This is a genomic window from Bacteroides finegoldii DSM 17565, assembly GCF_000156195.1.
In the GTDB taxonomy this organism is placed as follows: domain Bacteria; phylum Bacteroidota; class Bacteroidia; order Bacteroidales; family Bacteroidaceae; genus Bacteroides; species Bacteroides finegoldii.
In genome coordinates this window covers 247,045-248,893 of sequence record NZ_GG688319.1, presented here as the reverse complement: position 1 = coordinate 248,893, position 1,849 = coordinate 247,045, and the positions used below count along the sequence as shown (strand labels likewise).

Below are 1,849 nucleotides of genomic sequence, written 5' to 3'. Positions count from 1 at the left end.
CCATCCTAAGAACAGGCAATAAACCAGATGGGACAGATTTTTTTGAAGTTCCATATTTGGGAGGATAAATAAGCAATGAAAGTCTGCACCATTCCCACCCCTGCGGAATCTCAAACGGAATCTCCTCGTCAATGCACTTCACCTCCCCGGTAGCGAGAAACTTCTCATAATAGGAACTATTGCTATTTTATTATGCTTATCTTATGACTGATAGTTTAATTGTATTATTAATTAAAAACAATCATGGTAGAAAAATTTGAAACCTTTCTTCGTCAGGGTAATATGGCGGATAATACGATTTCTGCATATCAATATGCAGTAAATGATTTTTATTCTCGTCATAAAGATTTGAATAAGAGAAACTTGTTACTTTACAAAACGTATTTAATTGAAACCTTTAAGCCTAAAACTGTAAACTTACGAATTCAAGCTTTAAATAAATATCTTGATTTCGTTAATAAAACGCGGCTTCGCCTAAAGTCGGTGAAAGTACAACAACGTTCTTATTTGGAAAATGTGATTAGTAATGCTGATTATATATTTCTGAAAAACAAATTAAAGAAAGAAGAAAATCAGGAATGGTATTTTGTTGTGCGTTTTTTGGCTGCTACTGGTGCTCGCGTTAGTGAATTAATACAAATAAAAATAGAGCATGTGAATATTGGTTATTTTGATATTTATACTAAAGGTGGGAAAATTCGCCGTTTGTTTATTCCAAAGAAGCTTAGAGATGAAACTAAGGTTTGGCTAATTGCTATTAATCGTGAAAGTGGTTATCTCTTTCTTAATCGTTTTGGTGAACGAATTACAACAAGAGGGATTTCTCAACAATTAAAGAACTATGCCGAGAAGTATGAACTTAATACTAAAGTTGTTTATCCTCATTCATTTCGACATCGTTTTGCAAAGAATTTTCTAGAAAAATTTAATGATATTTCTTTGTTGGCTGATTTGATGGGGCATGAAAGTATTGAAACTACTCGTATATATTTAAGAAGGACTGCCTTAGAACAGCAGGAAATTGTGGATAAAGTTATTACTTGGTAATAGTTGTGGTTTAGTTAATATTAGCAGTTTACAAATCATTGGTTGCAACTATTGATTTGTAAACTCTATTATTTAAGGGAGATATGGTGTTAGTGTGATTTTAGTATCTCAATAAGTTTATCTCCAATAATTTTCTTCTCATTACTACCAATAGTAGACAATCTCACCAATGGAATTCCGTATAACTCTAAAATACGATCCTTTTTAATATCATGTTCTGACTGACTTGTCCCCGATTTATGGAATGTATATCCATCTGTTTCAATAGCCAATATCGGTTGCTTGCTCACACGATTATAAATTAGAAAATCGATATGAGTGTTTATATTTGCAGCATATTTGCTTTCCTCTTCATTCAATAGAGAATAATCCTGAATCAACATATAGAGTGGTAAATGGCAAATGATATTCAAATGACGCATATTGATATTCTCTTTCAGGATATCTTCAAGTAAGGCAAATGTAAGATTCTCGGAATCGTATTCGGATATTTTCTTGTGTTTCTTTAAATAGGCAATTCGGGCATTTGTATATTGTTCATATAGATAATCGAATATAGAATGAATCTTACTGGTGGAAACAGTACCATTGTTATATTCGATATAAGCAATCAAATCGCTGATATTGCAGTCTTTGGGTTGTTCGTTTCCCGATACGACTAAATAGAATTGTGACTTAGTCCGCGAAACAGCAACATTGAGTAGGTTTGGATCGTCGGAAAAGGAAGTGATGACATCGTCGACAGTGGTCATAATGATAGCATCCTTTTCTCTTCCCTGAAATTTATGGACTGTTGCGACAT

At 33.1% G+C, this 1,849-nt stretch carries 2 protein-coding genes; one reads left to right on the top strand and one right to left on the bottom strand.

The annotated features are described in order from the left end of the window. Positions 1 to 243 precede the first annotated feature (243 nt). Entirely contained in the window at positions 244 to 1,047 is an 804-nt protein-coding gene (locus BACFIN_RS14665; RefSeq protein WP_007750405.1) for a tyrosine-type recombinase/integrase, read from the top strand. Between the two features lie 89 nt (positions 1,048 to 1,136). On the opposite strand, the gene BACFIN_RS14670 is transcribed toward BACFIN_RS14665, so the two are convergent. Next, on the bottom strand, positions 1,137 to 1,849 hold a 713-nt coding region (locus BACFIN_RS14670), incomplete at its 5' end, for a DUF2726 domain-containing protein (protein ID WP_007750402.1).